General features: G+C 38.4%; 20 protein-coding genes and 2 pseudogenes. 15 read left to right on the forward strand and 7 right to left on the reverse strand.

Annotation, left to right across the window (positions count from 1 at the left end; all coding sequences use genetic code 11):
• Window positions 1–56 precede the first annotated feature (56 nt).
• From MSG95_RS05180 to MSG95_RS05240, 13 genes and pseudogenes are all read left to right on the forward strand, one after another.
• Window positions 57–1,454: an ATP-binding protein gene (locus MSG95_RS05180; RefSeq protein ID WP_324644969.1), complete on the forward strand. Its 1,398-nt coding sequence runs from the start codon at window positions 57–59 to the stop codon at window positions 1,452–1,454.
• Window positions 1,451–2,809 (forward strand): restriction endonuclease subunit S, encoded by a 1,359-nt coding sequence (locus MSG95_RS05185; RefSeq protein ID WP_228147629.1) that lies wholly within the window; start codon window positions 1,451–1,453, stop codon window positions 2,807–2,809. Before MSG95_RS05180 ends, MSG95_RS05185 begins: the two co-directional genes overlap by 4 nt.
• Before the next feature lie 2 nt (window positions 2,810–2,811).
• A complete protein-coding gene (locus MSG95_RS05190; RefSeq protein WP_005198540.1) occupies window positions 2,812–3,363 on the forward strand; it encodes a hypothetical protein in 552 nt (183 codons plus the stop codon).
• On the forward strand, window positions 3,360–3,938 hold the full coding sequence (locus tag MSG95_RS05195) for a hypothetical protein (protein ID WP_324624599.1): 579 nt from the start codon (window positions 3,360–3,362) through the stop codon (window positions 3,936–3,938). The genes MSG95_RS05190 and MSG95_RS05195 overlap by 4 nt, the downstream gene beginning before the upstream one ends.
• Complete coding sequence (locus tag MSG95_RS05200; RefSeq protein ID WP_324644971.1) at window positions 3,919–4,185, forward strand: hypothetical protein; 267 nt, start codon at window positions 3,919–3,921, stop codon at window positions 4,183–4,185. Before MSG95_RS05195 ends, MSG95_RS05200 begins: the two co-directional genes overlap by 20 nt.
• A gap of 263 nt (window positions 4,186–4,448) precedes the next feature.
• Window positions 4,449–7,550 (forward strand): type I restriction endonuclease subunit R, encoded by a 3,102-nt coding sequence (locus MSG95_RS05205; protein WP_086222524.1) that lies wholly within the window; start codon window positions 4,449–4,451, stop codon window positions 7,548–7,550.
• A gap of 51 nt (window positions 7,551–7,601) precedes the next feature.
• Window positions 7,602–7,887 (forward strand): annotated as a pseudogene (locus MSG95_RS05210) (Fic family protein); the annotation flags it as partial.
• 159 nt (window positions 7,888–8,046) lie between these two features.
• Complete coding sequence (locus MSG95_RS05215; RefSeq protein ID WP_151819273.1) at window positions 8,047–9,636, forward strand: peptide chain release factor 3; 1,590 nt, start codon at window positions 8,047–8,049, stop codon at window positions 9,634–9,636.
• Window positions 9,637–9,705: 69 nt separating this feature from the next.
• Complete coding sequence (locus MSG95_RS05220; RefSeq protein WP_077164468.1) at window positions 9,706–10,548, forward strand: hypothetical protein; 843 nt, start codon at window positions 9,706–9,708, stop codon at window positions 10,546–10,548.
• An 87-nt stretch (window positions 10,549–10,635) separates the two neighbouring features.
• Entirely contained in the window at window positions 10,636–11,577 is a 942-nt protein-coding gene (locus MSG95_RS05225) for an RsiV family protein (protein WP_077162733.1), read from the forward strand.
• On the forward strand, window positions 11,577–12,389 hold the full coding sequence (locus tag MSG95_RS05230) for a TatD family hydrolase (RefSeq protein ID WP_077164467.1): 813 nt from the start codon (window positions 11,577–11,579) through the stop codon (window positions 12,387–12,389). The genes MSG95_RS05225 and MSG95_RS05230 overlap by 1 nt, the downstream gene beginning before the upstream one ends.
• Window positions 12,390–12,513: 124 nt before the next feature.
• Window positions 12,514–15,270, forward strand: coding sequence for an aconitate hydratase AcnA (acnA, locus tag MSG95_RS05235; protein WP_077164466.1), 2,757 nt, complete (start codon window positions 12,514–12,516; stop codon window positions 15,268–15,270).
• A 299-nt stretch (window positions 15,271–15,569) separates the two neighbouring features.
• Complete coding sequence (locus MSG95_RS05240) at window positions 15,570–16,331, forward strand: tRNA threonylcarbamoyladenosine dehydratase (protein ID WP_077164465.1); 762 nt, start codon at window positions 15,570–15,572, stop codon at window positions 16,329–16,331.
• A 79-nt stretch (window positions 16,332–16,410) separates the two neighbouring features.
• On the opposite strand, the gene MSG95_RS18920 is transcribed toward MSG95_RS05240, so the two are convergent.
• On the reverse strand, window positions 16,411–16,482 hold the full coding sequence (locus MSG95_RS18920; RefSeq protein ID WP_223848716.1) for a hypothetical protein: 72 nt from the start codon (window positions 16,480–16,482) through the stop codon (window positions 16,411–16,413).
• Between the two features lie 133 nt (window positions 16,483–16,615).
• Here MSG95_RS18920 and MSG95_RS05250 point away from each other — a divergent pair, with 133 nt between their 5' ends.
• Window positions 16,616–17,530, forward strand: coding sequence for a LysR family transcriptional regulator (locus MSG95_RS05250; RefSeq protein ID WP_151819274.1), 915 nt, complete (start codon window positions 16,616–16,618; stop codon window positions 17,528–17,530).
• Here MSG95_RS05250 and MSG95_RS05255 read toward each other — a convergent pair.
• Together MSG95_RS05255 and dusA are read right to left on the reverse strand one after the other, a co-directional pair.
• Window positions 17,522–18,031, reverse strand: a complete 510-nt coding sequence (locus MSG95_RS05255) for a hypothetical protein (protein ID WP_077166031.1) — start codon at window positions 18,029–18,031, stop codon at window positions 17,522–17,524. The two genes, MSG95_RS05250 and MSG95_RS05255, sit on opposite strands and share 9 nt — an antisense overlap.
• Before the next feature lie 334 nt (window positions 18,032–18,365).
• Window positions 18,366–19,382 carry a tRNA dihydrouridine(20/20a) synthase DusA gene (gene dusA, locus MSG95_RS05260; protein WP_394804379.1) on the reverse strand — a complete coding sequence of 339 codons (1,017 nt, stop codon included), beginning with the start codon at window positions 19,380–19,382 and terminating at the stop codon, window positions 18,366–18,368.
• A 133-nt stretch (window positions 19,383–19,515) separates the two neighbouring features.
• Between dusA and MSG95_RS05265 the strand changes: the two genes are divergently transcribed.
• Window positions 19,516–20,664 carry a tyrosine-type recombinase/integrase gene (locus MSG95_RS05265; RefSeq protein ID WP_309171546.1) on the forward strand — a complete coding sequence of 383 codons (1,149 nt, stop codon included), beginning with the start codon at window positions 19,516–19,518 and terminating at the stop codon, window positions 20,662–20,664.
• Here the strand turns inward: MSG95_RS05265 and MSG95_RS05270 are convergent.
• From MSG95_RS05270 to MSG95_RS05285, 4 genes and pseudogenes are all read right to left on the reverse strand, one after another.
• Window positions 20,648–20,920 (reverse strand): pyocin activator PrtN family protein, encoded by a 273-nt coding sequence (locus MSG95_RS05270; protein ID WP_309171545.1) that lies wholly within the window; start codon window positions 20,918–20,920, stop codon window positions 20,648–20,650. The genes MSG95_RS05265 and MSG95_RS05270 overlap by 17 nt on opposite strands.
• Before the next feature lie 16 nt (window positions 20,921–20,936).
• The gene (locus MSG95_RS05275; protein ID WP_309171544.1) at window positions 20,937–21,890 is read right to left on the reverse strand and encodes a hypothetical protein; all 954 of its coding nucleotides are present in this window, start codon (window positions 21,888–21,890) and stop codon (window positions 20,937–20,939) included.
• Window positions 21,890–22,807 (reverse strand): YagK/YfjJ domain-containing protein, encoded by a 918-nt coding sequence (locus tag MSG95_RS05280; RefSeq protein ID WP_309171543.1) that lies wholly within the window; start codon window positions 22,805–22,807, stop codon window positions 21,890–21,892. The genes MSG95_RS05275 and MSG95_RS05280 overlap by 1 nt, the downstream gene beginning before the upstream one ends.
• A gap of 353 nt (window positions 22,808–23,160) precedes the next feature.
• A pseudogene (locus tag MSG95_RS05285) lies at window positions 23,161–23,281 on the reverse strand (IS3 family transposase); the annotation flags it as partial.

Below are 23,281 nucleotides of genomic sequence, written 5' to 3' on the forward strand. Positions count from 1 at the left end.
AAGTCAGTATTAACACAGATTCAAAATTCAATTTTCAAATTAAAAGGAATACAACCATGGCACATCAACTTGAACAAATGGCTTATGTCGGTGAAACCCCTTGGCATGGGCTAGGGAATCAACTAAGTCAAAACCAACCGATTGAGGTCTGGGCACAGCAGGCAGGCATGGACTGGTGTATCGAGTCATCCAATGTCAGTTATATGGCACAGAATGAACGTGGGCAAAGCATCATCATGCCGGAGTTGTGTGCCCCACAACTTGCAGCACAAATCTATATTGAGAATATAGATGGCGTTGAGCTATTGGTTGTGGAAGTCGCACGAGGTAGTTTATTTCCGTATTACCTTAAATCTGTAGGACGTGAGCAAGGCACATATATCCGCCTAGGTGCGAGTAACCGTGTAGCATCGCCTGAGCATATTCAACAACTGGAATTGCAAAGGTTGAATATCAGTTTTGATGCCTTAGCCAATTATCAATATCCTTTAGAAAAGCTCGATTTAACGGTCTTGGAAGGAGCGTTCAAAGCTGCTGATAAAACACTGACTTTAGAAAAGATGTTGAATCTGAAACTGGTGATTGAAGAGCAAGGACAGCGTTATGCCAGTCATGGTTTATTGATCTTGCTCGGTCAATATGAGCATGTGATGACCCAATGCGCCCGATTTAAAGGCACAAATATGAGTGTGTTTTTAGACCGTAAAGAATACACAGGTGACTTGTTTTCTCAAATTGAACAAACAGAAATTTTTATTAAAAATCATTTGTCTTTACGTGCTGAAATTCGAGGCTTAAAGCGTTATGACTATTTGGAAATTCCAGAAAATGCCATTCGTGAAGCCTTAGTCAATGCCTATGTACATCGGGATTACAGTAACTTTGGGCGGAATATCAAGGTCGCTGTGTATGATGACTTGGTCAATATCGTCTCCCCTGGTGGCTTGCCCAATGGTTTAACCGAAGCAGACTTGTTACAGGGACGTTCGGAAATTCGGAATCGGGTTTTGGCTCGTGTGTTTCGAGAGCTAGGTTATATTGAGCATTGGGGCAGTGGTCTGCAACGGATCAAGCAGATGTGTGAAGCTGAAAAACTGTCAACACCTGAATTTTTAGAAACCAATGATTTTTTTGATGTGAAGTTATATCGTCCTGTGATTGAGTCGATGGGTGGTGCAATAGGTGGTGCAATTGATGATTCAAGTGGTGTAATCGAAGATTTAGGTGGTGCAATTGAAGCAAGCCAATTAACCGAACGCCAACAGGAAATTTTAGTTTTAATTCAGCGTAACCCGAAAGTTTCTTATCGTTCTTTGGCTGAGCAACTCGGTATTAATCAATCTGCCTTACAAAAGCATCTGAATCATTTAAAAGATGCAGGCTGGCTTGAGCGTGTCGGTGGTACTCGTGGTTATTGGAAAATTAAAAAAGAGTTTGGGGGAATTAGTAAGTGAAATTTAAGCAATATTCTTTTAAAGAATTATTATCGAATATTGTTGATAATCGAGGGAAAACCTGTCCAACAGTAGACCAAGGTCTACCGTTGATAGCAACAAATTGTATCAATAACAATAGCCTATTCCCTGTTTTTGAAAAAGTCCGCTATGTAAATTTAGAAACCTATAAGAATTGGTTTAGAGGACACCCTCAACCTGACGATATCATTTTTGTTTGCAAAGGTTCTCCTGGTCGTGTCGCTTGGGTTAAAGATCCAGTTGGCTTTTGCATAGCTCAGGATATGGTTTCAATACGTGCTGATAAAACAAAAGTAGATCCTAAATATTTATTTGCTTTACTACGATCGGACAATGTACAGCAAAAAATTTCAAATATGCATGTTGGTTCATTAATTCCACATTTTAAAAAAGGGGATTTTGGGAACTTGTATTTAGATATTTCTGAAGATATGGAATATCAAAGAATGGTTGGAGAAATATATTTTAATTTTTCAATGAAAATTGAACAAAATAACCAAATCAACCAAACCTTAGAATCTATCGCCCAAGCGATTTTTAAAAGTTGGTTTATCAACTTTGAGCCTGTGCGTGCCAAAATTACTGCAAAACAAACAGGGCAAGACCCTGAATTTGCCGCTATGTGTGCGATTAGCGGTAAAAGTGAAGCTGAGCTTGAGCAAATGGCTAAAGAAGATTTTGCTGAGTTACAAGCAACGGCTGCGCTATTTCCTGATGAGTTGGTGGAGACTGAGTTGGGGGATGTGCCGAAGGGGTGGGAATTACAGCAACTTAAAGATATTGCCAAATATAGCTCTAATAAGATTTTATTAAATGACCTAAATCTTGAAAATTATATCTCTACAGAAAATATGTTACCTGAAAAAAAGGGGATCGAAAAAGCAAGTTCATTACCAAAGGCAAATAGTGTTCCAGCGTTTAGGCAAGGGAATATTTTGGTTTCCAATATCCGACCTTATTTTAAGAAAATTTGGTTTTCTTTTTTCGATGGTGGGCATTCTAATGATGTATTGAACTTTGATGTCTTAGAAAAAGGTACGGAAGAATATTTATATAATTTAATTTACCAAGACAGTTTTTTTGACAGAATGATGGCTTCATCTAAAGGTTCAAAAATGCCTAGAGGTGATAAAAAAGCAATTATGGATTTTCAGATAATTGTACCGCCGATAAGTTTAAGGTGTTTGTATTCTGCAAAAGTAAGATCATTTTATTTTTATCAAAATAAATTAAAAATTGAAAATCAAACATTGATTGATTTAAGAGATACTTTATTACCAAGGTTGTTGTCGGGTGAGGTGGATTTATTGGATTTGCATGGTGAGAGGGATTAATTATGAATATAATATTCCGATTCTTACTCACTTTAAATTCGACATCATTATTGTTGATAATTTTTTTGATTAAGGAAAAGTATGTTTTATGGCAAGGAGTTTCTGAATATTTATCATATATTGTATATGTTGTTTCACCAATTTTGATGACATATCTTAGTATTCTTTTATGTTCTAAACTTGGTAAAGATAGTTTTAAATGTGAATTAGACAAAACAGGAGCTAAAAGCTACCCCATACAAGAAATTGAGTATGCAAATAATAGTTTTTTACCCAGTTATCTAGGTTATTTTTTTGTTGCATTGAGTGTTAATAATATAGAAACATTGGTATGTGTTTATGCCATATTGTTTGTATTTACATTTTTATCTCAAGCTTTATATTTTAACCCATTGTTTTTGTTATTTGGGTTTAATTTTTACAATATCAAAACTAAACATGGTGCATCCATATTTTTAATCACAAAATATGATTATAAAATTCCAGAAGATGTTGAAGTTGATGTAGCATACCGAATTAATAGTTATACTTTTATCGAAAGAGGAAATGAATGAATCAATTAATAGCACGAGTAAAGGGAAGGAAGAAACCTTTTTTCTATAAGTTACTTGATGATAAAGAAATTTATAACTTTGATGTTAGTAATGTCAGTCTAGTAGAGTATTCTTCTGACCATCTTCTTGATGAGGATAGCTGGTTTAAAATTGATAGTTTTAGTGAACAAGAATTTTTCCTGGATTTTTTAGGAAAACAGTTTGTTTCTTCAGAATATAACAGTATTCCAAAATCTAAGTATAAAGATATAGTCTACCTTTGTTCAGTCCAAAATGAAGATTACTTCTTTCAAAAGGTTACACCATCATCTTATGTGACTAAAAAATTCCTTACTTTAGGTGATGAGCTAGTTATTGAGGATAATGTCGACCGAGTTGTTATTAACCATTTGCCTGATGCTATATATTTCAAAAAAGAAGATAGACTAATCTTTAGAAACTTAGCTACTATTTCCAGCATTTTTAAGGGAATAGATATGCTGTATAAAGAGGCTACTCAAGAAGAGGTGCAACAATTTATTGATTTGGATTTTATAAAAGTATCAAATGATTATGATGCTCAAAAAAGTTGGTAAACAAAATAGAAAACGTATAGCTTTGGCTTTAGCTACATTCACGGCTATGAGTGATGCTGATAAAGACACAATTTTTGATTATGTCCAAGAATATTGTGCAAATCTAAAATTTGATAAATCTGCTAAAAATTTTGAAATATCATGCGAAGAAGATATGAAATTTTTATTGTATGGAATTGAACAGAGATTTTATACAACTGTTTGTGGGAAAGAAAAGCGACTTGCTAATTCTGTACAACGACTTTAGTTTTTTTAAGCTAAAGTCCCGATATATTGCTATATAAGGACTTTGTATACTCTTTCTACATATGGTAGATGAGCTATGTATATGCTAAGTTAATTTAACTTTTTTGGCAACAATCGATGCAAAAGGACAACATATTTTTCATTTCATCACAAATGGAAGTAGATAATAATTTTAATTTAAGTATTTGATATAAAATGTTATTGTTATTTTATTGCAAACGGAAGTAAGTAATTTTAAAAGGCTAATATAAGAGAATTTCAACCATGAACGAAACACAACTCGAAAACCTATGCTTAGACTGGTTCGCTGAAAATGGCTGGGAAGTTGTTCATGGTGTCGATATTGCGCCTGACAGTAGCAATCCTTTACGCAAAGACTATAAACAGATTTTAATTGAAGCGGACTTACTGACCGCTTTTGAAAGATTAAATCCACATTTGCCAGTGAGTTGTTTTGAGCAGGTTTTACAGAAACTCAGTAAACCTGAAAGCCTAGACTTAGTGACCAATAACCGTGCCTTTCATCGCATGCTATTAGAAGGTGTACCTGTCAGTTATAAAAAAGACGATGAGTGGGTCAATGATCAGGCTTTTTTGCTCGACTTCAACCAAGTTACTAATAATCGTTTTGTGGCGATTAACCAATTTACGATTTTAGGGACAAAGCAGCCACGACGACCTGACATTATTTGTTTTATTAATGGCATACCCTTTGCTGTACTCGAACTAAAAAGCCCAACCGATGAGAATGCCGATATTTGGGATGCCTTTAACCAACTACAGACCTATAAAGAAGAAATTTCCGATCTATTTGTATTTAACGAAGCCCTTGTGGTGAGTGATGGCGTAACAGCCCGTGTCGGTTCACTCACGGCGAATCAAGAGCGCTTTTTACCTTGGCGCACGATTAAAAACGAGAAAGATAAACCCGCTTTAGCATGGGAATTGGAAACGGTTGTTCGAGGTTTCTTTGATCGGGAGTTGTTCCTTGATTATATTCGTTTTTTTATCTTGTTTGAAACCGATGGTGAAAAAATCATTAAGAAAATTGCAGGCTATCACCAGTTTCATGCGGTACGTGAAGCGGTACAAGCAACGATTACAGCAGTCAATCCAGCAGGCAATAAAAAAGCAGGTGTGGTTTGGCATACTCAAGGTTCAGGTAAAAGTATTTCAATGTGCTGTTATGCAGGTAAGTTATTGCAACAACCTGCCATGCATAACCCAACCTTGTTAATCGTCACTGACCGTAACGACTTAGATGGGCAACTGTTTGAAACTTTTAGCAATGCTCAAGAACTTTTAAAACAAACACCTGTACAAGCCAATAACCGTGATGAACTAAGACAACTCCTTGCTGAGCGTGAATCAGGCGGAATTATTTTTACCACTGTACAAAAGTTTGCTTTGCTAGAGGATGAAACTGAACACCCATTACTCAATGATCGCAATAATATCGTTGTGATGTCAGATGAAGCACATCGCAGCCAATACGGACTCAAAGCTAAACTATCTAATGACGGGACTTATAAATTTGGCTATGCCAAACATATGCGAGATGCCCTAAAAAATGCTGCATTCATTGGTTTCACAGGTACACCAATTTCCAGTGAAGACAAAGACACCCGAGCAGTCTTTGGAGAATATGTTTCAATTTACGATATTCAAGATGCAGTAGAGGACGGCGCAACCGTACCGATCTATTATGAATCCCGTTTGGCAAAATTGGACATCAATAAGGCTGAAATCGAGGAACTATCTGATCAAGTTGATGAAGTGGTAGAAGATGAGGAAGATGTCGGTAGTCGTGAAAAGACCAAAGGGGAATGGAGTCGCTTAGAAAAATTAGTGGGTGCGACCCCACGCCTGAAACAGATTGCTGCGGATTTGGTGACGCACTTTGAAGACCGTACTGAAGCCACGGCAGGCAAAGGTATGATTGTGACCATGAGCCGTGAAATCTGCGTGCATTTGTATAATGAAATTATTGCTCTGCGCCCAGATTGGCATGATGATGACCCGAAAAAAGGAAAAATCAAAATTGTGATGACGGGTTCAGCATCGGATAAGCCATTGCTACAGCCTCATATTTACAATAAGCAAGTGAAGAAAAGCTTAGAGAAACGTTTTAAAGATGTGAATGACCCTTTGCAGTTAGTGATTGTGCGTGATATGTGGCTGACAGGTTTTGATGCACCGTGTACCCATACCATGTATATCGACAAACCAATGAAAGGGCATAACCTGATGCAGGCGATTGCTCGTGTGAACCGTGTCTTTAAAGACAAGCAAGGTGGTTTGGTTGTTGATTATATTGGGATTGCCAATGAGTTAAAGCAGGCATTAAAAACCTATACAGATGCCAAAGGAAAAGGCGAACCAACTTTACGTGCGGAAGAAGCTTATGCTGTGCTTGCTGAAAAAATGGATGCCATTCGTGGGATGTTTGCCAAGACCAATGACCAAACTGGATTAGACTTAAGTGGTTATGAAACGCAAGCACATCGCTTGATAATTCCAGCAGCCAACTATGTGCTGAGTCTAAAAGATGGCAAAAAACGCTTCTTGGATTTAGTACTTGCAGTCAATAAAGCCTTTTCATTGTGTGGTACGTTGGATGAAGCCAAAACATTGCATAAGGAAATTGCGTTTTATTCAGCCATTAAAGCAGTCATTAGTAAGCATACTTCTGTGGATCGTAAATTATCACAAGCAGAAAAGGATAGTACGCTTAAACAAATTCTGGATAATGCTGTTGTTGCTGATGGTGTGGCAGATGTATTTGCGCTATGTGGTTTAGATAAACCAAATATTGGTTTACTGTCAGATGAATTTCTAGAAGATGTGCGACAAATGCCATATCGTAACTTGGCGGTCGAATTATTAGAAAAATTATTGAATGATGGTATCAAGGCAAAAACACGGAATAATCTCGTACAGGAAAAACGTTTTTCAGATCGTTTGCAGGAAACCCTAAGAAAATATAATAACCGTGCGATTGAGACCTCTCAGGTGATTGAGGAGTTGATCCAGATGGCGAAAGAGTTTCAGGCAGATATGGAACGTGAAGCCTCACTGGGTCTGAATCCTGACGAAATCGCTTTTTATGATGCTTTAGCAAATAATGAAAGTGCGGTACGTGAGCTTGGAGACGATACACTGAAGCAGATTGCTCGTGAAATCACTGAGAAATTGCGTAAATCGACAACTGTGGATTGGCAAGTTCGAGATAGTGTACGTGCTCAGCTTAAAATCTTGGTACGACGTACTTTACAGCGTTGGAAGTATCCACCTGACAAAGCGGCAGAGGCTATTGAGTTAGTTATGAAGCAGGCTGAAATGTTATCGAATGCTTGGACAAGCTGATATAAGGTTAAGGAGCAGGTTGGTCTGCTCGTTATTAAGGGCTTGGATTGAAAAATGATTTTTGATGTCATTTTAGAATTCATCAGCAACCGATCAAGTCACCGTACATGATACCGATCAAGCTACCGTACAAGCTGGTGATCATGCTCAACGTTAGATTGTGGTTATGGAGCAGAGAGAATATAGTTTGATAGAATTAATGTCTTTACTAGATTTGACTTATCGTACAACTTTTCAGCAGAATTACCTTAATCCAGCAATAGGGGCAGGACTGGTTGAACGTACAATTTCAGACAAACCAAAAAGTCCAAAGCAAAGATATAGATTGAGTGTATAAAACTAGATGGCTCAAACCCATATGAGCGACTGGATGACCCCCTATGCCTATATAACTCTAAATCTGCTACAATTGCGCCAATTTTGAATTCCCACTTTTTCGGTTATGTACACATTTGGAATTGTGTACATAATTGTGTACATAATGTAGATTTTTCTCATGTTTAAAGATGAATTAACTAGGCAGGTAAAGGCTCGTAGGACTTTTGCAATCATTTCCCACCCCGATGCCGGTAAAACCACCATGACAGAAAAACTGTTGTTATGGGGTAAAGCGATTCAGGTTGCAGGGATGGTAAAAAGCCGTAAATCTGACCGTGCAGCTACATCTGACTGGATGGAAATGGAAAAAGAGCGTGGTATTTCGATCACCACGTCTGTTATGCAGTTCCCATATAAAGGTCACACGATTAACTTACTCGATACACCGGGACACGAAGACTTCTCGGAAGATACTTATCGTACGCTTACCGCGGTTGACTCTGCACTCATGGTAATTGACGGTGCAAAAGGTGTCGAAGAGCGTACCATCAAATTGATGGAAGTGTGTCGTATGCGTGACACACCAATTATTTCTTTCGTCAACAAAATGGACCGCGAAATTCGTGAGCCACTTGAGTTGTTAGACGAAATCGAAAACGTTTTAAACATTCGTTGTGTACCAATTACATGGCCACTTGGTATGGGTCGTGACTTTGCTGGTGTATACAATATTCTTGAAAATAAATTGTATGTGTACAAAGCAGGTTTTGGTTCAACGATTACAGATATTGAAGTGCGTGATGGTTATGACCATGCCGATATTCGTGAAAAAGTAGGTGAGTTAGCTTGGGCTTCATTTGAAGAGTCGCTTGAGCTTGTACAAATGGCAAATGAGCCATTAGACCGCGAACTTTTCTTACAAGGTAAACAAACACCTGTTCTATTTGGTACAGCATTAGGTAACTTTGGTGTTGACCACGTTCTAGATGCATTTATGCACTGGGCACCTGAACCTAAAGCTCACCCAACGCAAGAGCGTGTGGTTGAAGCGAAAGAAGAAGGTTTCTCTGGTTTTGTATTTAAAATCCAAGCCAACATGGACCCTAAACACCGTGACCGTATTGCGTTCATGCGTATTTGTTCAGGTAAATACGAGAAAGGTCTGAAAATGAACCATGTGCGTATTGGTAAAGAAGTCCGCATTAGTGATGCATTGACTTTCTTGGCTGGTGAGCGTGAGCATTTAGAAGAAGCATGGCCGGGGGATATTATTGGTTTACATAACCACGGTACAATCCAGATTGGTGATACTTTCACTAGTGGCGAAAACTTGCACTTCACTGGTATTCCACACTTCGCGCCAGAAATGTTCCGCCGTGTACGTTTGAAAGATCCATTAAAGTCAAAACAGTTGCAAAAAGGTTTGAAAGAGTTGTCTGAAGAAGGTGCAACTCAGGTATTTATGCCGCAAATTAGCAATGATTTGATTGTGGGTGCAGTTGGTGTGCTTCAGTTCGACGTTGTTGCTTACCGCTTGAAAGAAGAATATAAAGTTGACTGTGTTTACGAGCCGGTAAGTGTAAATACTGTGCGTTGGATTCATTGTGATGATGACAAGATACTTAATGAGTTCAAGAAAAAAGCACACGACCAGCTTTCAATTGATGGTGGCGGTCACTTGACGTATCTTGCTCCAAGCCGAGTGAACTTGCAGATTATGCAAGAGCGTTGGCCTGACATTCAGTTCCGTAACACTCGTGAACACTAATCATGTAAACATAACAAACAGCTTCGAATAGAAGCTGTTTTGTTTTGAAAAATAAGAAAGGATGATGAAATGAATTTGAGTAAAAAAGCAATTATTGCGCTTGTAGTTGCAGCCATAGCATTAATTTCTGCTATTTCTGTATTTGTCTGGAAGGGTACTCAGTCCTCATCATCCTCTCAAAAAAATGTAGCTTCTGCTAAAGATCACTCTGCTGAGAAAGCAGAGGTACTACCTTATTTAAATTTGACCGAAACTAAAGCGAATTATGCAGTGCCTTTTTGTGAAAAGAAAAACTGTATTGATGTCGATATTCAAACGATAAAAACTCAAGATACTTGGTTAAATAGCTGGATTGAAAAAAATCAGGCGAAAGTCATTCAGACTCAAATTGATTTGAAAAAAGATTTGAGCTTGCAACAAGCAGTAGATGCTTACGTCAAAAAGTCTGATGAATGGCAAGATAAATATTCTAAAAACCGTGCCTATGAGTTACACATTCATACGCGCATCGCTTCGCAGCGTAATCAGTATGTTTTATTGCAATTAGGGTTGGACAGTAAACAGGAAGAAGTCACGATAAAAGATCGTTATTATTTTTTTGTGGCTGACCGTAAATTGCATAAAAGTTTAACTTTGCTTGATGTACTTCAAAAAGACAAACAAACCACTGTGCATCAAATCGTGCAAACTGCTTATCAAGACTGGCTCAAAAAGCAAAGTGCTGACGTCAAAAAAGACGCCCCAAAAACCTTATATTGGGGACAAGCAGACTGGTTCTTTGATGGTGAAGGTGTGGGTTTGCATTATCAGGCAAATCAGATTACCAAAGATGCTCCTCAGCTCGATATTTATTTAACGACAGAGCAAACTAAAAAAATATTACAACCTGAGGTTTATGAACAAATGTTCTAAGTTGGTAGCAGAATTTGCAACCTACTTATAGATGCGCTAACTTCATATCAGTTATGCATAATCTTCTCAGAATAAAGGCAAAATATGATGTTAACTTCTAAGGCCTCGTTCCGTTTAACGCTACTTGCTTCTGCGTTATTTTTAGTGGCATGTCAGCCTAAAAGTGATCCTAAAGAATCGGAAGATCAGCAAAAACCCGCAGTGGTTGAGCAAAAGCCAGTAGAACTGACTTTAAAAGGGGAAACAGTTCCTAGTAAGGTGGTTTTGCCAGACTGTAGTGGTAAAACTTGCCCAGACTTTAGAGTAGAGCGCCTGCAAAGTAACTATCCTTTCATTGATAAGATTATTGACCAACAAGTTTTAAAAGCACTTGGTCAGATTCTTGAAATTGCGAAGCCAGATCAAAAAGCAGGAAAAACTGATAAAAATACAGAGGCCTCTGCAGTTGCTGCTGCTAATCAACAAGATAGTTTTGATGTTGAAGTTCAGCGCTATGCAAATTCATTTGTTGGCTTAGACAACGAATTAAAAGCGCTAAGTAATAATCATCAAATTAACCTTTTAGTGAAACCTAAAATTATACAGTCACAAGGTAAAGTGGTAACCGTTGTCGTCAATAGCAGTAGCTATTTAGGTGGTGCACATGGTTCGGCAGCACAGCAATATTATAATTTTGATTTAAAAGAACAAAAGCACATCAAACTTGAAGACTTATTACGCCCGCAGAAAAAAGCGGCTTTAGAAAAGTTAGCACATGAAGTATTTAAAGCTTGGGTGACCGACTCAAAGCTTGCTAATAGTGTGAGTGAATATGAACAAGCTTGGCCATTTAAACTTACCGAGAACTTCTTGTTAGGTGATCAGGGTTTGATTCTTCAATATGGTGAGTACGAAATTGGGCCTTACGTGGTTGGGTTGCCTCGTTTAGTCATTCCATATGACCAGTTGCAAGATGTGTTGAAAGAAGAATATTTGCCACAGCCTAAAGCCAAACCAGCTTCGGCTCCCGTTGCAAAAAGTACTAGCTAATGCATTTGTTTGATACCCATACTCATTTTGATGTTGCCGATTTTGATGAAGATCGGCAACAGTTAGCCCTTGAGGCTAAGAAAGTGGGTGTAGATGCTTTGGTGTTAATTGGCTTTTTGCAGTCACGCTTTGATGAATTATTGCAAATCCATCACCAGCTTAAGCAATGGGATAATGTACCGACTTCTTATTTAGCACCGGGGTTGCATCCATTTTATATCGAGCAGCATAGGCCAGAGCATCTTTCTCATCTTGAACAAATTTTACAGCAAGAAGAGTGTGTAGCCGTAGGTGAAATTGGCTTAGATACTTTCTTGAAAGAACATAAGCAGCCCGATATATATGCTAAGCAAAAGCAGTATTTTGCTGACCAGTTAGAACTGGCAACGCAATACCAAAAACCAGTGCTGCTTCATATTCGAAAAGCACATGGCGATGTACTTGCATTATTAAAAGCGCATAAGTTTAAACTCGGTGGAATTGCACATGCCTTTAGTGGTGGTGTAGAAGAGGCAAAAGGGCTAATTAAACTCGGTTTTAAAATTGGTGTAACGGGACAAGTGACTAACCCAAATGCGAAAAAGCTTCATACCGTTGTGCAAGCTATAGGTGCCGAGCATTTGGTAATAGAAACGGACTGCCCGGATATGACACCACTTTGCTGTCAAACCTCTGCTGAGCAGCGTACTCGCAATACTCCTGTAAACTTACCGTTTGTACTCAAAAGTTTGGCCGAAAATTTAAATATGGCTGAGTCAGATTTAGCCGAAAAACTGTGGAAAAACTCTCTATCTGCTTTGAAATTATCGTAATAAAAATCAAAGATTAAAAATATTAACTAAAACAAAACACAGCGATTAGAAAAGAAGCTTAAAGTAAGAAAACAACATGTAAAAACGTGAAAAATAACATTGCCAGACATGGGAGGATAACCCAATGGCTAAGTATAGCAATATCAATAGTTTTAATGCTCTACAGACGCTAACAGTAGGTTCCAGCAATTATCAGATTTTTAGCTTAAGCCAAGCCGAGAAAAAGCTAGGCGACATTGCCAAACTGCCGAAATCATTAAAAGTACTGTTGGAAAACTTATTACGGTTTGAAGATCAGCATAGCGTTAAAACAGAACACATTCATGCTTTAGCAGAGTGGTTAAAAACCCGTAGTTCAGATCAAGAAATTCAGTACCGACCTGCACGGGTTTTAATGCAGGATTTTACTGGTGTTCCTGCTGTGGTTGACTTGGCTGCCATGCGTGCAGCAATGGCACAAGCGGGTGGTGATCCTGAAAAAATTAATCCGTTATCACCTGTAGACTTAGTCATTGACCACTCTGTGATGGTTGACCACTTTGCCGATGATCAGGCTTTTGAAGAAAACGTTCAAATTGAAATGCAACGTAATGGTGAGCGATATCAATTTTTGCGTTGGGGACAATCTGCATTTAATAACTTTAGTGTCGTGCCTCCGGGTACAGGTATTTGTCATCAGGTCAATTTAGAATATTTAGCTCAAGCAGTATGGCTCGGTGAAGATAACGGCCAAACTTTTGCTTTCCCTGACACCTTGGTCGGTACAGACTCGCATACCACGATGATTAATGGTTTAGGTGTATTGGGTTGGGGCGTTGGTGGTATTGAAGCAGAAGCTGCCATGCTCGGCCAACCTATTTCTATGCTTATTCCTGAGGTGATTGGTTTTAAACTCACAGGTAAATTACAAGAAGGGATTACAGCGACCGACTTGGTGCTCACTATTACTCAAATGCTTCGCCAAAAAGGTGTGGTGGGTAAATTTGTAGAATTTTATGGAGACGGTTTAGCCGACTTACCACTTGCTGACCGCGCAACTATTGCCAATATGGCACCTGAATATGGTGCGACTTGTGGTTTCTTCCCAATCGATGAAGTGACTTTGGGGTATTTGAAATTAACTGGTCGTCAAAGTGACCGTATTGAATTGGTTGAAGCGTACAGCAAAGCGCAAGGCTTATGGCGTAATGCTGGCGATGAACCAGTTTTCACCGATACGTTAAGTTTAGATATGAGTACGGTTCAGGCAAGTCTAGCTGGTCCAAAACGCCCACAAGACCGTGTATTGTTGTCAGAAGTGCCTAAAACATTTAATGCCTTAATGGAGTTAAATTTAAAGCCTGTAAAAGAAGCTAAAGAGCGTTTGGAAAATGAAGGCGGTGGTGGTACGGCTGTAGAAGCGACCAAAGCCAATATTCAGCATGAAAGCCCGTCTTGTGTAATTGATGGAGAAAAGTATCCTTTAAATCATGGCGATGTTGTTATTTCAGCAATTACTTCATGTACCAATACTTCTAATCCAAGTGTCATGCTGGCAGCAGGTCTACTTGCTAAAAAAGCCATTGAAAAAGGCTTGCAGCGTAAACCATGGGTAAAAAGTTCACTTGCACCCGGCTCTAAAGTCGTGACGGATTATTTGTTGGCAGCGGGGCTTACGCCGTATTTAGATGAGTTGGGCTATAACTTGGTGGGTTATGGTTGTACAACGTGTATTGGTAACTCAGGTCCTCTACCTGAACCTATTGAAGATGCAATTCAGTGTCATGATTTAAACGTAGCGTCTGTACTTTCGGGTAACCGTAACTTTGAAGGACGTGTACACCCATTAGTTAAAACAAACTGGCTTGCTTCGCCACCTTTGGTAGTTGCTTACGGTTTAGTTGGTAATATTCGTACCGACTTAACGACACAACCGATCGGGGAAGGTAAAGATGGACAACCTGTTTACTTAAAAGATATCTGGCCAAGCCAAGCAGAAATTGATGAAGTGCTGCAAAAAGTAAATACCGACATGTTCCACAAAGAATATGCTGCAGTATTTGATGGTGATGAAAGTTGGCAAGCGATTCAGATTCCAAAAAGTAAAACTTACGAATGGGCTGATGACTCGACTTATATTCGCCATCCGCCGTTCTTTGAAGGGATTGGTGAACCACCAAAACCAATCAAGAATATTGAACAGGCGCGTATTTTGGCAGTGCTTGGTGACTCGGTAACAACTGACCATATTTCACCAGCGGGTAATATCAAAAAAGACAGTCCGGCAGGCCGATATTTACAAGACCAAGGTGTTGAGCCAAAAGACTTCAACTCTTATGGTTCGCGACGTGGTAATCATGAAGTCATGATGCGAGGTACCTTTGCCAACATTCGTATTAAAAACGAAATGCTCGGCGGTGAAGAAGGCGGTAATACTATTCATGTACCAAGTGGTGAGAAGCTTGCTATTTATGATGCCGCAATGCGTTACCAACAAGAGCATACGCCGCTTGTGATTATTGCTGGTAAAGAATACGGAACAGGTTCTTCACGTGACTGGGCTGCCAAAGGTACGAACTTGTTAGGTGTAAAAGCTGTCATTGCCGAAAGTTTTGAACGTATTCACCGTTCAAACTTGGTGGGTATGGGGGTGTTGCCACTCCAGTTTGTTGATGGACAAACCAGACAGTCCCTCAATTTAACTGGTCATGAGGTTATTTCAATTCGTGGTTTATCGGATGGTATTCAGCCCCATCAAATTCTTGAAGTTGATGTGAAAGGGCCAAATGGAGTAGCCAGCCATTTTAATGTGTTATGTCGAATTGATACGTTAAATGAGGTTGAGTACTTTAAAGCAGGAGGTATTTTGCATTATGTACTGCGGAATTTAATTGCTGGTTAATTTAGCTAAGTTTGCATAGCCTTGTAATGAGGGTGCTTTGGCTAATGTTGACTATATAGGCATATCCTTACTTTTTAAGGATAAAAAGTAACAAAAATCCTTTGTCGGGCTGACGGTATATCCTTATACCGCAGCCCAACTGGGCGGCATCCTTGCCGCCTGTCACAGTAATAAATGAAGGACTAAATCCTAAATGTTCTTATATATGATGTTATAAAGTTTTCTTTGATCTGAAATACACTTTCGTCTGAAAAGCAGTAAAATACTCCCCGTGTTTTATATCCCCTCAAAGAGCAGCAATGACCGATCTCCAACAAGATGAATATGACCGCCGTTTTGCAGGTGTAGCCAAAATTTATGGTGATTCATCGTTCCAGCACTATGAAAAAAGTCATGTGATGGTGATTGGGATTGGTGGTGTCGGTAGTTGGGCGGTAGAGGCTTTAGCACGTACAGGTATTGGCGAGATCACGCTGGTAGATATGGACGTGGTTGCAGCATCAAATGTAAACCGTCAGCTACCTGCAATGTCATCTACACTGGGCTGTGAAAAAGTTGAAATTATGGCGGAGCGTTGTCGTCAAATTAACCCGCGTATTAAAGTTAATATTATTGATGATTTCTTAACACCTGAAAATGTCACAGAGCTTTTAAACCCTGTACCAGACATTGTGTTGGACTGCATCGATGACGTTAAAGCAAAACTGGCTTTAATGTTGCATTGCCGTTTTAACAAAATACCTTTGATTGTGTCGGGCGGAGCGGGTGGTAAGCTTGATCCACTTAAAATTCGTGTGGCTGATTTATCAAAAACAGAACAAGACCCAATGCTAGCGAAGCTACGTAGTCAACTTCGTGCTCGTGGCATCTGCAAAAAGCCAAAAGAGAAATTTGGTATTACTTGTGTTTATTCAACTGATAATCCATTTTCAAGTGCTGATGTCTGCCCATCAGCTGGCCTCCGCTGTGGTGGTTATGGTTCCGCAGTAGTGGTGACTTCAAGTTTTGCTATGATTGCTGTGGCTGAAGTTTTGAAAAAGCTCGATTTAAAGAAAGCCTAATTTAAATATTGAAAAGGCATGCTCTTATGTTGGAGAGCATGCCTTTTGTTTTTGAGAAAAACGATTTAATCATATAGCTCTATAGTGTCGTGTTTGGGCTGTGTTGGAAGCTGCTGATCGTAAAATTTAAAACACCATAAAAGTAGAACAACGACAGTAAAGATGGTGAAACCTTTAAAATACTTCATGAATAATTCAATCAAGTGAGTGGTCTTGATAAAATTCTAGCGAAGGCAATCTATCTAATCTAATATAGAAAATAGACCTAATAATCTAATTTTGAGATGGTGATGCTCACATTAAAACAATTCCAATATTTTATAAAAATTGTAGAAGAAGGGAGTTTTACTGCTGCTTCAGAAAAGCTCTTTATTGCTCAGTCTGCTTTAAGTCGACAAATGAAGCTATTAGAAGAAGAAATTGACTTTCAGCTATTTGATCGCACGGATAAGAAAGTAAAGCTTACAACGGCAGGAGAGGTTTTCTATAAAAAAATAAAAAATAATATGCACTATTTAAATGAAATCATTGGAGTTTCTAAGAATATTGCTGAAGGAAAAAATCGCCAGATTAAAATTGCTCACTCGAGCAGTATTATTATGGATGAGAGAAAGATTCATATATTAAAAGAAATTAGCTTAGCTAATCATATAAATTTTGAGATAAATACTTTGTCGTCTGAGCATCAAATTCTAGCTTTAATGAGTGGAGAAATTGATATTGGTTTTATTCGGCCGCCCGTTCGGCACACCTTAGAAGACATGAATGTTTTTAAATTATATGAAGAGCCTTTAATGGTAGCTGTCCATATTGATCATTCTAAGTTTACTAAAGAAGAAAAGGTTTATTTAAAAGACTTAAAAAATGAGCATTTTGTAGCTACACCTTATGCGGAAAGAGGGGGCTTAAGTTATTTGGTGGCAAATCTGTGTCTAGCTGCAGGATTTACTCCACAAAAAGCCCCAATTCAGTCTCGTAAGATTTCGCAGCTACAATTGGTTTCTGCAAATTTGGGAATTAGTATTGTTCCCCAAGAGTTTGAGAAAATATTGCCCCATCAGGTCAAGCTATTACCTTTGGCAGATTATTTGTCACTTTCAGAAGTTCAGTTGGTCTATAGAAAAGATCATGATGAAATGATTCAACGCTGTGCCGAGCAAATTCATCAAATGTTTTATCTTAAAAATGAATTAGCCTAATCTGTAGTAAGTATAAGTAACGCTATCATCTTTATAGACGTCATAACTGCTTTGTTTAAAGTCAGAAACCCATTCACTACCTGTGTAACCAGCAATATGCCCATAAACGTGATTACGGGTTCTATGAATGATGTAAATATCGCCTTCTTGTGGCTCATCAAAAGCTGGATCAATTTCTTTATAGCCGATTTTTTTCAGGGTATCGCCCCAATCAGATGCTGCAATTGGGTGGTTTTCAACATCAGCACCAGCAGATTCAAGTGCAAGACGAATGCTACGTGCACAACGAGCTTTACTGCGTCTAGAGGTAACACTTTCTAATTTTGCTACGAATTTTTCTACATCTATGGCTGGAGGGGTGTTGCTTTCAGTGCGGTGATTATTGGGTTTCATGGTGAAGGGATAAGGAAGGCTTGGTGTGCTGTGTGATAAAACAATCGCTGCCTGATTTGAATCCTGATACATATAGTTATCAGCTACTTGTCCGTCATAAATAATCATCGTGAAATCTCTACCCGTACTACCTATATCCGTATTTAGAAAATCACCACCTACCTGTGGCGTTCAGAGATACTAATTGCCCAAACTTAAAAGTTTTGTTTATGTTATGTAATAACGTATCTTTTTTCCAGTTTTTATTTCTGACTGAGAAAAAAGCCTAGTTAAAAGGGTGGCTGAAATCAGTGAAATTTAATTATTTGATATTATTCATTTTAAATAATTAATCAGAGCTTAAATTTGAATATTTTGAGCCGACATTTGCGAATATACTCAAAATCTAAGTCTCTGATTTAAAATGCCACATTTTCTTACAATTTAAGGGCGCTGAGCGCGCTTAAACCTGATGCTCTTTTACATATTCTTCAGTACGAATGATCGCAGCTTGCATGTTTCGAATTGCATTCTCGACATCAGCTAAAGTTTTTGCATTTCCACCGCTTAATGCTTGACGCCATTTACGGGCACCCGGTAAGTTTTGAAATAAACCTAAAATATGACGGGTAATGATAGATAGTGGTGCACCCTCAGCCATACGTTGTTCAATATAAGGCAGCATTTGCTCCATAATATCGAAACGGTCTGGTGCTTCTAAGTTCCAGAGTTGGCCGAGCTCAGCAAGTAGGTAAGGGTTGTGATAGGCTTCACGGCCGATCATCACGCCGTCAACATGCTGTAAATGAGCTTGAGTTTCAGCAAAAGTTTTAATACCACCATTAATTTCAATAGTTAGATGTGGGCGTTCTTGCTTTAAACGGTAAACATCTTCATAGCGTAGTGGTGGTACTTCGCGGTTTTCTTTCGGAGACAAACCTTTCAATATGGCAATACGTGCATGGACGACAAAGTGTGTGCAGCCCGTTGCCGCAACAGTATCTACAAAGTGCAGCATTTCTTCATAAGACTGCATGTCATCAATACCGATACGGTGCTTTACCGTTACTGGAATATTCACCGCTTTTTGCATGCTATGAATACATTCAGCGACCAAGTCTGGTTCTGCCATTAAACATGCACCGATTTTATTATTCTGTACACGGTCACTTGGGCAACCTACATTCAGGTTGACTTCGTCATACCCCCAGTCTTCAGCCATTTTTGTACAAGTGGCAAGTTCTTGTGGGTTTGAACCACCGAGTTGCAGGACGATTGGGTGTTCTTGAGCGTTATAGTCCAAGTGGCGTTTTGCATCGCCAAATAAAATCGCGCCTGTCGTTACCATTTCGGTATACAGCACAACGTTTGGGTTAAACAACCTTGCAAAGAATCGGTAATCCTTTGTAGTCCAGTCCATCATCGGGGCAACACTGATTCGCGGAGATTGAGTGTTTTCAATGTTTTTGTTAATAGTCATTAAAAATCATACCTTTAATCTATGTTTCGCAACCTGCGCGAATCTGTTTTAACCTGTGTTTAGGTGGGTTAATCGGTTTGCATTTACACCAAATTTTACACCATAATCAAAAAAACAGGTTATGGTGTAAATTATGGGGTCAATTACAGCAAGGAAAGGTGCAGATGGTAAAGTTAACTATCGTGCTGCGATTCGAATCAATCGAATGGGCTTTCCTACTTTCTCTGAAAGTAAAACATTTCACTCAAAGAAGTTAGCTGAAAACTGGGTTAAGAAACGAGAAGTCGAAATTCAAGAAAATCCTGATATTTTGCTTGGCAAAGAAAAGCTGATTGATCTGACCTTATCAGATGCCATAGATAAATATTTGGATGAAGTCGGGAGCGAGTACGGAAGGACGAAACGCTATTCTCTGCTCTTAATTAAGAAGCTACCAATTGCGCGCAATATTATCACAAAAATAAAATCAGTACATTTGGCCGAGCATGTTGCTTTAAGGAAGGGAGGAGTACCTCATCTAGAACTTGAACCTATTGCGACCAGTACGCAGCAACATGAGCTTTTACATATCCGTGGTGTGCTTTCTCATGCTGCTGTTATGTGGGAAATGGATATTGATTTAAATGGCTTTGATAAGGCTACGGCTCAGTTAAGAAAAACACGTCAAATTTCCTCAAGTCAAAAAAGAGATCGACTCCCTTCAACTGGTGAATTGATTGCATTAACGAAATATTTTACAGAACGATGGAAGCTAAACCGTTACGGTTCTAAGTATCCAATGCATTTGATTATGTGGTTTGCTATTTTCTCATGCAGACGTGAAGCTGAATTAACACGATTATATCTTCGAGATTATGATTCACATCACTCAACTTGGAAAGTGCATGATCTAAAAAATCCAAACGGCTCCAAAGGTAATCATAAATCATTTGATGTCCTTGATCCTTGTAAGGAAATGATTAAAAGATTAAAGCACTCAGAAGTTCGTGAACGGATGTTGAAGCTTGGGCATGATGAAAATTTGCTACTGCCGTTGAATCCTAAAAGTTTAGGCAAAGAGTTTAGAGAAGCGTGCCGAATGTTAGGTATTGATGATTTGCGCTTTCATGATTTGAGACACGAAGGCTGTACACGTTTAGCAGAACAGAGTTTTACTATTCCTGAGATTCAGAAGGTAAGCTTGCATGACTCTTGGAGTAGTTTACAGCGTTATGTGTCAGTGAAGGCAAGAAGAAATACTATGCAGTTTGAAGAGGTGCTACGCCTCATCGATGAAACGTAGCATAATCTTTAGAAGCTTCTAAATACTTACTGTCTAAAATATCTGCTAGATCTTTAATGTGCACCAAAAAGGGTGCACGTTTACTTTGATCTATTTTAAACACTGAGAAAGGGAATTCTTGATTATTCGCCTTTCTCAGTGCTTCAGCTTTACTAAGATGGGGGTAATAGTCGGAAACTATTGTCATCAGTTCAACGGTCATAGAGCGATATTTCATAAAGAGGTAGTCAGCAGTGGTAAGCTGAAATATTCCCATTATTAAATTTTCAACCCTATTTGACAAATTTTGAGTACAAAATCTCAAGAGAAGTCTGTAATCCATCTACTCTATATAATGCATCTGTACCTATAAGATAGCTTTTTAGACACCTGATCCGTTCTCTGTAATTTGGATTTTTCTTACTAAAACGGTTGTTAGCAAGAAACCCATTTAAGCATCCAGAATCATAGTTAAAGTAATAGCAACTATTTGATTCAACAGTATTTTTTATACATTGAAAGAAGCTTAGGTCTGTAAACCCTGATGGTTCATCAATGTAATCTTTCTGCAAGATCACGATATAGCGCAGGTTCATTCGCTTGTTTAAACAAGGTTCTTTCTTTAACAAAATGGCTAAACATTTATCAGGCTCGATCTGACTCAGCTGAGTTTTTAGTTCATTACTGATAAATTTCTCTAACCCATTAATATGTATAGTATTATTTTGATCCGTATCATAATTAAGGCAGAACTCTTGGAGCTCAAAACCAGAAGAGCTTCTTTCAATATTTCGAAATATTGTATCCAATTCTTGCTTTGAGCCTTCAAAAGGCTTAGACCATTCGATAAGGCTCTTAGTAAATTCAATAGTTTGTATGCGATATTGGAAATGCTCAGATAAATAAGATACAGCAAGTGGATTAATGGTAGCAGTTTGATTTTGCTGAATTAAGCCATGTTCATAAGCTAGATTACCTAAGTTTGCATTATATGGATTCAGGCTAATATTTGACATATTGCCATTAAACCATGGTGCATTATTCAGCCAAGGAATTGTCTGTATTGCTTGCATAATAGCGACATTTGAGCCTTTAAGGGCTTTTTCAATGCTTTTAGCAGATGCTTTTCCAATAAGTGATGCTGCTTGATAAATATCAGATGGACTTGGATGTGATAGTGCTAATCGTGCACCAGTGCTACAAAAATATGCAGTATGAGCTACTGAAAGATCTTTCTTAGTCAACATTAGAAATCCCCCTTATCTTTGCTATTCAACAAAGTTGTGTTAACAGCTTTTCTTGGACGACCAGCATTAGAGCCTCGTTGAGGTGGTTGGCTGGTCTGAATTGTTCTAACGCTTTTCAGTTTGTTAAACATAAAGTACTGTTCCTTTTTACAGAAATATTGAACACAGTCATCTAACGCTTTACGTTTTGCGGTATCTGTGTAGCCAATCATTCCTATACATAGAGTTTTGTATTTGTGTTTTGCCATATGGCAGTTATAGGTGCAGCCTCGATCGTTCGTAAGCTTCTTCCAGTACTTGGTAATTTCATGTGCAAAATACCCATCACTTTGATGTAAATTGCCATCCATAAAAAACAGAGCATGGACGTGAAAACCTTTTTTCAACCCATGTTCAAACTTCAAAATATAACCCTTGATTTGGTTCAATATTTTGTTGTGCCTTCTATTCCTTAGTAACTGTGCAATCAATTCTTTTAAAGATTGCAAGGCATCTTCAGAATGAAAAGGGTGTTGTAGTTCATTTGGGCAATAAGGGGTTAAGTTCTCTAAAGGTGGCTTAAAGGCAAAATCAACACGTATAACCAAAAGTTTGCTGAATTTGGCAAAGCATTGGTTTATCGCTTTACGACAAGACTTTAAGTTTTGTTTAGCCTTTTCCTCACGTTTTCGGATAACATTTTTTACTATAGTGTTACCCATTTGCTCACGAATCAGTTGAACGAATTGATTTAATAAATCTGCTCTTGGTTGTATATGTACAAGAGGTTGGGAATTTGGTTGTTCAAATAACCCAATCAGATCTAATTCGGTATTTAAAAGTTCTTTTGCTTTGAAGAAACATAATATTTCTTCACAGACTATAAAGTCTTTCAGGTAACTAAGATCAATGCCTGCAATATCATCAAAGACAGGCACAAATGGTCTTATCCACTGAGCGTAGTAAAAGAAGCCCTTAAATACGTTGAAATCATCGGGTTCAACTTTGGCTGCAAATTCGCTTTGCGTTTAAACATTCCCTGACGAATGACACTATATTGAGCATACATTTCAATCGGTGGTCACGATATAAAATGGTCTGTTCAATCTCTGATGATGGCAGAAGTTCAAATGCACCATCGCTAATGAGAGGATAAACAATCGCAGGTGTTTGAGCTTTGTAAGATTTAAGAGGCATGAGTGTACCCCTTAGCTTTATAGCAGTTAAATCTATACTGATTAATAATCAGTAGTGTTTTGTATAACACTACTGGAATAGGTATAGACTGATCCTAGACAGTATCGTGGACAACAAATCCCTCTAAATTCTTAAAATATTTCTTCTCAAAGGCTTCAGGGCTTAACCAGCCATTTGCAGAATGTCTTCTGACCCGATTGTAATAAATCTCAATA

Origin of the sequence: Acinetobacter sp. IK23 (genome assembly GCF_035615275.1) — a bacterium.
GTDB lineage: Bacteria > Pseudomonadota > Gammaproteobacteria > Pseudomonadales > Moraxellaceae > Acinetobacter > Acinetobacter seifertii.

Bases quoted from the DNA above. Each gene is read 5' to 3' on its own strand.
- MSG95_RS05180 (WP_324644969.1), top strand. From the start codon at position 57: ATGGCACATCAACTTGAACAAATGGCTTATGTCGGTGAAACCCCTTGG.
- MSG95_RS05190 (WP_005198540.1), top strand. From the start codon at position 2,812: ATGAATATAATATTCCGATTCTTACTCACTTTAAATTCGACATCATTA.
- MSG95_RS05195 (WP_324624599.1), top strand. From the start codon at position 3,360: ATGAATCAATTAATAGCACGAGTAAAGGGAAGGAAGAAACCTTTTTTC.
- MSG95_RS05200 (WP_324644971.1), top strand. From the start codon at position 3,919: ATGCTCAAAAAAGTTGGTAAACAAAATAGAAAACGTATAGCTTTGGCT.
- MSG95_RS05205 (WP_086222524.1), top strand. From the start codon at position 4,449: ATGAACGAAACACAACTCGAAAACCTATGCTTAGACTGGTTCGCTGAA.
- MSG95_RS05215 (WP_151819273.1), top strand. From the start codon at position 8,047: ATGTTTAAAGATGAATTAACTAGGCAGGTAAAGGCTCGTAGGACTTTT.
- MSG95_RS05220 (WP_077164468.1), top strand. From the start codon at position 9,706: ATGAATTTGAGTAAAAAAGCAATTATTGCGCTTGTAGTTGCAGCCATA.
- MSG95_RS05225 (WP_077162733.1), top strand. From the start codon at position 10,636: ATGTTAACTTCTAAGGCCTCGTTCCGTTTAACGCTACTTGCTTCTGCG.
- MSG95_RS05230 (WP_077164467.1), top strand. From the start codon at position 11,577: ATGCATTTGTTTGATACCCATACTCATTTTGATGTTGCCGATTTTGAT.
- acnA (WP_077164466.1), top strand. From the start codon at position 12,514: ATGGCTAAGTATAGCAATATCAATAGTTTTAATGCTCTACAGACGCTA.
- MSG95_RS05240 (WP_077164465.1), top strand. From the start codon at position 15,570: ATGACCGATCTCCAACAAGATGAATATGACCGCCGTTTTGCAGGTGTA.
- MSG95_RS05250 (WP_151819274.1), top strand. From the start codon at position 16,616: ATGGTGATGCTCACATTAAAACAATTCCAATATTTTATAAAAATTGTA.
- MSG95_RS05255 (WP_077166031.1), bottom strand. From the start codon at position 18,031: ATGATTATTTATGACGGACAAGTAGCTGATAACTATATGTATCAGGAT.
- dusA (WP_394804379.1), bottom strand. From the start codon at position 19,382: ATGACTATTAACAAAAACATTGAAAACACTCAATCTCCGCGAATCAGT.
- MSG95_RS05265 (WP_309171546.1), top strand. From the start codon at position 19,516: ATGGGGTCAATTACAGCAAGGAAAGGTGCAGATGGTAAAGTTAACTAT.
- MSG95_RS05270 (WP_309171545.1), bottom strand. From the start codon at position 20,920: ATGGGAATATTTCAGCTTACCACTGCTGACTACCTCTTTATGAAATAT.
- MSG95_RS05275 (WP_309171544.1), bottom strand. From the start codon at position 21,890: ATGTTGACTAAGAAAGATCTTTCAGTAGCTCATACTGCATATTTTTGT.